The 6867-nt window shown below is 62.4% G+C and carries 1 protein-coding gene; it reads right to left on the reverse strand.

What is annotated here, in order from left to right; genetic code table 11:
- Position 1: 1 nt before the first annotated feature.
- Positions 2–6829 (reverse strand): SDR family NAD(P)-dependent oxidoreductase, encoded by a 6828-nt coding sequence (locus ABIQ96_RS02595; protein WP_348212979.1) that lies wholly within the window; start codon positions 6827–6829, stop codon positions 2–4.
- Between the last annotated feature and the right edge of the window lie 38 nt (positions 6830–6867).

A 6867-nucleotide genomic window follows, 5' to 3' on the forward strand; every position in this document is an offset into this window, starting at 1 on the left:
CTCAGTTCTTGCCGGCAGAGGCTCCCTCGCTGACACCGCCAAGCAGGAGGTCGAGGTCATCGTCGGAAATCGAATCGAGGTCCAGTTCCGAGGTTTCGACAACCTCGGCGACCACCTTGGCTTTCGGCGCAGAGTCAGAATCACCACCCATTTGTTCGGCGATGAGCGTTGCAATCTGGCCGATGGTCCGCGCCCGCATCAAACTGGTCGGTGGCAGCGCGACGCCGATGGAACTTTCCAACATCGTCTCGATTTCCACGCCCATCAGCGAGTCGAGGCCAAGGTCGGTTAGAGGTTGATCTTCGCGCAGACTGTCCGGCTTGACCCGCAGCACCGCACCGACCACATCGCGAACGGCCTCGCCGATGACGCCATTGCGATCTTCCGCCGAAGCGGCTTGGATCTTGGCGCGCCAGTCGTTGCCGCCACCGCCGGCTTCCTGCGTTTCCACGCCTGCGGCGAAGATGCGTTCGACCAGCGGATTGTCCTGCATGCCGCGGAACGATTGCCGCCATTTCGCCCAATCCACGCGGATCGCGGCGACCTGGGTGGCGTGGGCGGTGAGGAAGGATTCCATCAACGACGTCACTTCGGCCGGCGCCAACGCGCCGGTGCCTTGGCGGGCGAGGAACTCGGCGACGCGTTCGTTGCGGGCGACGTAGCCTTCGCCACCGAGCACGCCCCAGTTGATCGCCAACGCGGGAAGTCCCAGCGCACGGCGATGGTGGGCAAGCGAATCGAGGAAAGCATTTGCCGCCGCGTAGTTGCCTTGGGCCGGGTTTCCAAAAATGCTCGATACCGACGAGAACATCACGAAGGCGTCCAGATCCATGTCCTGCGTGGCTTCGTGCAGCAACCAAGCGCCGTGGGCCTTGGGAGCCATGACCGTACGGAGCCGCTCGGCGGTCAGCGCCGCGAGCGGGGCGTCGTCGATGACCATCGCGAGGTGGAAAATCCCTTTCAGCGGGATGTCGGCGGCGCGGATTTCGGAAATCAGGCCTTCCACGTCGGATGGCGATCCGATGTCCGCCTTGATGACTTTGGTCTCGATGCCGCGGGCGGCGAGGCTTTCGACGAATTCCACGGTCTCCGGGGTGGAGGCACCGCTCCGGCTGCTGAGGACGAGGTGACGCGCACCGGCCGTGACCAGCCATTCGGCGAGCACGCGGCCAAATCCGCCCAGACCACCGGTGATGAGGTAGGCCCCACCCGACTTGATTTCGAAGTCCGGCAACGGCGCTTCGCCCTTGCGGACGATGAATGGATCGGCGAATCCGACCACCACTTTGCCGGTGTGCTTACCACCTGCCATGAGTCGGAACGCGGCGTCGATTCGGCTCGCCGGGAAGGAACGGAATGGCAACGCGGTGAGCGCGCCTTGATCGACCAGGTCGGAAACCTGGGCGAGCAGGTCGCGGGTTTTTGCCTCATCACCAGCGAAAATCGCGTCCATGGCGATGACGTGGAACGAGGAATTCCGGCGCAGTCCCCACAGCGGGATGCGGGAGTTCATGTAAATGTCGCGCTTGCCGATTTCGAGGAAACGGCCGGACTCTGCTAGACAAGAAAGTCCCATCGGGATGGCCTCGGCGGCGAGCGCGTTGAGCACGACATCCGCGCCGCGGCCGTCGGTGAGTTCCATCACGGACTCGGCGAAATCGCCACGGCGGGAATCGATGACGTGCTTGACGCCCAACGTTTTCAGCAGTGCGCGCTTGGTCGGGCTACCGGCAGACGCGATGACATTGGCGCCCAAGTAGTGGGCGATCTGGATCGCCGCCATGCCGACCCCGCCGGCACCGGCGTGGACGAGGATGGTTTCGCCAGCCGTCATGCGGGCGACGTTGTGCAGCGCATACCATGCGGTCATGAAGACGACAGGCAGAGTGGCGGCTTCTTCGTAGGAAAGCCTGTCCGGCATTTTCCGCATGTCGGCGGCGCGGGCCAACGTGTGGGTCGCTAGACCAAACACAGCGAGTCCGAATGCCTTGTCTCCAACAGCAAGGTGAGTGACACCTTCACCAATCGCGATCACTTCGCCCGCCACTTCGTCGCCGAAGATCCGTGCATCGGCCGTTTCTGCGGGATAAAGTGCGAGCGCTTTGAGCACGTCGCGGAAATTCATGCCCGCCGCTTTCACTTGGATCAGCACTTCTCCCGGCGCGCAGGCTGGCAGCTCGAATGGCGTGAAATGCAGGCTGTCGAGCACGCCCCGTTCGCGGGATTCGAGGCGCAGCGGCACGGTCGCATCGAGCCGTTGTTCGCGATGCGCGAGGCCACGGCTGATGCGTTGGACGTAGCGGGCCTCGCCGCGCAAGGCGACTTCGCGCTCTGTGTCGGCGTGGGTGAGTTCGCTCCAAAGCAGGCCCTTATCGGCGGCCGATGCTTCAGTCGGCAAGTCGATGCCGCGGCAGGAGAAATTCGGATGTTCGCCGAGGATGACCCGGAAAATCCCAATAGCCGGGGCCTGCGCCACGTTGGTGGCACCCATGGTTTCGCCAGCCGGTTGGGCACCGCGGGTGATCAGGTCGAAGCGGATCTTCGAGTTCGCCATGGTTTGCTCCAAGGCGTGGGTGAGGTGCAGCAACGAGTCGATGCCCATCAACGCGTCGTTCTCGGTGGTGCCTGTTTTTTCGTCGAGCGTCCAGAGATAGACGAGATGCTCCGGCGGCGCTTCTTTGAGCAGCTCAGCGTAGAGCAGCTTCCAGTCTTCCGGCTCTTGGTCACGGACGGTGAAGCTGTCGGTGCCGGTGGAGGCGAACTTGTCGCCACGGCGGACGATGCGGCAGCGGGATCCGGCGGCAGTGACTTGCGCGGCGACGTCCGCTCCAACTCCGGCTTCGTCGGCGAAGATGACCCACGAGGATTCGACGGGAGCTTCCACTTCGGAAATTTCGGCGACGGCTTGGCCGGCTTTGCGACCGAGAATTCCGACCTGGCCTTCACCTTCGGGGCCATGGAATCCTGAAATCGAGGTCGTTTCGGCAAAGCCGACTTCCTTCAGCGCGGCTTCCCATTGGTCACGCTGCATCAGCGGTTGGTCGGGCCGCAGGTCGCGGTCCGTGAGGTGCCACCAGCCTTCGGTGAGGCCGAAAACCGCTTCCGTCCAGAGCGACGGCGAAGCAACGTCCATGAACATCAAGGTGCCGCCCGGAACGAGCAGATCATTGAGCATTTTCAACGTCACACGAACATCGGCCACGGCGTGAAGCACGTTGGTGCCGACGATGAAGTCGTAGGAACCTGCCTCGAAATCTTGGTCCGCGAACGGTTTTTCAAGGTTGAGGACCTTGTATTCCACTTCCGGGAAGGCGGCGAGTTTCTGGTTCGCAGCGGTGAAGAAGCCTGCCGATACGTCGGTGAAGGTGTAGCTGTGGACGCCGCGCTCCAGCAGCGGCAGCAGTTGCGCCGCGAGACCGGCGGTGCCAGCTCCGACTTCGAGGATTCGCAAGCCACGGCCTTCCGGTTGGTGGCGGGCAGCTTCCTGCACGCCCTTGGCGATGCTGACCATCCAATGGCTGGAAAGCAGGCCGTCGCCGTAGAAATGATCGAGAAGTTCGGCATTGGTGCCGCCGAAAAGGACATGCACGGCATCCGTTTCACCGGTCAGGATGGCTCCGAGTTCGCCGCAGGAAGACGCGCAAAGGAGAGCTTCCGGCAAATGCCCTGGATAATCGTTGATAAATGCGCGGAGCGCTCCTTCAGCGGAATCCGCAGTTTCGACAAATTCGGCGGTCGGCGTGTATTTCCCGTCTTTGGTGGTAAGCAGGCCGCGATTGGCGAGTTTGTCCATCAAGCGTCCGAAAACCTTGAGCATCAACGGCGCGATTTTCAGTGACTCGGCGGAAAACTCACCACTGACGCCCATCTTACGCAGGCCGTTGGCGACTTGAACGGCGGCGAGATCGTCCTCGGCAGCCATCACGCCTTCTATATTTGTGCGTCCACGCAGGCCGATGACTTCGTCGAGCGCCACTTTCGCGACCTCGCGGAGTTGGGTCAGCGGGACGATGACTTGCGGCGCGACCGCCACAGTCGGAACGGTGCGTTCCCAATCGACATTGTAAACCAAATCGCGGCTGCCACCGGACGCGCCCGGGCGGCGAGCGGCAGTCATACTGACGGCGCGGAAACCGTCGATAAGCACGCACGGATGACCAGCGTCATCATAAATACCGACTCGGCCTTCGATGAGTTCCTCATTGAAATGCAACACCTTGGCGCGGATTTGGGCCGAGGCTCCTGGCGAGCGCAGGAACAGGATGCGGGCGAAACGCACTGGCAGTTTCATCTTCGCCTTACGGTCCTCGACGGTTTTCGAACCAGCGGAAAACACGTGTAACGCGCCATCCATGAGCACCGGGTGCAGCGCGTATTCGGAGGCGCGGCCCGCGATGTTTTCCGAAAGGGAAACCCGGCCGGCAGACTTGCCATTTCCTGCGGCGAGTTCGCGCACGGGCTTAAACTCATCGCCGTAGCGAAGTCCAAGGTCGCTCATGTGGCCATAAAACGCGCCGACGCCTTCTTCTTCGAGATCGGCATCGGGTGCCGCGAGCATGGAATTTCCGAACGACGACTCGGTGCGCTCGCTGCGCAGCGAACCGATGACGTGAACCGACCAGGTCGAGGTTTGGTCGAATCGGCTTTGGATCGTGAAAGTGCGTTCGGCAGGCTCGTAGGTGAGCTCGATAGTCACCGCAGACGCCGGATCCGGAAGGATGAGCGGACGGCGGATTTCAAAATCTTCGATCGCGAACGGACGGCCATCGAACAACTCGACGCCGGCTTCCAGCGCCATTTCCACAAAGGCCGCAGCCGGGTAAATGACGTGGGTGTCGACCTTGTGGTCCTTGAGGAAAGCCATGTGGCGGTTGTCGAGGCGGGTCGTCCAGGCTGGTGTCGCGCGGGGTTGGCGGGCGTCGAGCAGGCCTTTGCCACCGGCACCAAGACGGGCGTCGCGCAGCTCGCCGCATTCGTGCCACCAGCGGGCGCGGTCCCAGGGGTAGGCCGGCAGGGAAAGGAGTTCGCGGGATGGTGTGAGTCCTTTGAAGTCAATCACCACTCCACCGCGATGCAGATCGAGCGCGGCTTCCAGGAAGGATTCGTGTTCGCGGTCGCGGCGGGTCGAGGCGGTCACCTGGCCTTTGATATCAAGGGCGGTGAGGCACTCGTTGATCGACATCGAGAGCGCCGGGTGCGAGCTGATTTCCAACCAGACATCGACGCCGAAGTCGGCCACGGCGTTGACCGCTTTGACGAACTGCACCGGCTGGCGGATGCCACGACCCCAGTGGGCAGCGACGCAATCCTTACCAGCGCAACGCGCGCCGGTGACCGTGCTGAAGAATGGCAGAGTCTCTTCCTGCGGGGAGATGTCGGGCAGGTTGGTGACGAGATTGTCGGCGGCCGGCTGCATCATCGCGTGGTGATACGGATGGTCCACGCGGACGAAGCGGGCGAAAACGTTCTTCGGTTCCAGCTCGGCGCGGATCGCTTCGAGCGAGGCCTGTTTGCCAGCCAAGGTCAGCGATTTCGGGCCGTTGAAAGCAGCGATGCTGACCGACTTGTCGTGGCGGGAAATGATTTCCAGCGCTTCCTCTTCGGAAAGGCTGACGGCGAGCATGGTGCCCTCGCCACGGGCGCACTCATGCATCATCCGGGCGCGCAAGACGATGATGCGCGCGCCTTCCTCAAGACTGAGAATCCCGGCGATGTGCGCGGCAGCGACTTCACCGACGCTGTGGCCGACAACGGCGCTTGGCTCGACGCCAAGCGATTTCCAAAGCGCCACGAGGGCGACTTGCATCGCGAAAATCGCAGGTTGGGCGATCTCGGTTTGCTGGATCTTCGTGTCCGCCTCGTCGCGGTTGAGTTCTTCGAGGAGCGAGAAACTGGCGTGCGGACGCATCGCTTTTTCGCAGGCTTCCATGACTTCGCGGAAAACGGGTTCTTTGCGCATCAACTCGCGGCCCATCGCCCACCATTGCGGCCCTTGACCGCTCATGACAAAACCGATGCGCGGGGTGAATTCCGGGCGCGGAGTGAATGATATACGGGCGACGGTAACCGGTTCTCCAGTCGCGAATCCCCGCAATTCTTCCGAGACTTCAGCCGACGAGCTGCCGACCAGCGTCAAGCGGTGCGCGTGGTGATTGCGACGGGCTCCCAGCGTGTAAGTCAGCTTCGGCAGCACCGGAGAAACTCCATTGCCAAGCTCGTGCGATTCAATCCAGTCGGCCAAGCGGCCGGCGGTCGCTTTGAGCGCGTCCTCGGAACGGGCTGAAATCACCAACGGCCACGAACGATCTGCGCTGATCGGTCCTTGGTCCTGATTTTCAAAGGCAGGCACCTCGCCCAGAATAACGTGGGCATTCGCACCGCCGAAGCCGAACGAATTCACCCCGGCGATGAGGCGTTTACCGTTTTCCGGAAAAGATTCCAAAGCCGTCGGCACGCGGAGCTTCAAGCCCTTCATGTCAATGTGCGGACTCGGGTTTTCAAAATGAAGGCTCGGCGGAATCTGGCGGCGCTGGAGAACCAGCATGCCCTTGATCAGGCCTACGACGCCTGCAGCAGTTTCCAAATGACCGAGGTTTGTTTTCACCGATCCAATCGGCAGCACATTGTCGTCTGTCCGGTTCTCGCAAAGCGCTTCCGCCAGTGCGGTCGCCTCGATCGGGTCGCCGACCGCGGTGCCGGTGCCGTGGGCCTCCACAAAACCGACGCTGGCGGGCGAGATGCCGGCATCCGCACAGGCCTCGCGCACGAGACGCGCTTGGGCCTCGGGACTGGGGAGGGAAATTCCATTGGTATGGCCGTCTTGGTTCACGGCAGTGCCGAGAATTACCCCCCGGATCGAATCCCCGT

The sequence above is a fragment of the Luteolibacter sp. genome, assembly GCF_039920825.1.
Classification (GTDB): domain Bacteria; phylum Verrucomicrobiota; class Verrucomicrobiia; order Verrucomicrobiales; family Akkermansiaceae; genus Luteolibacter.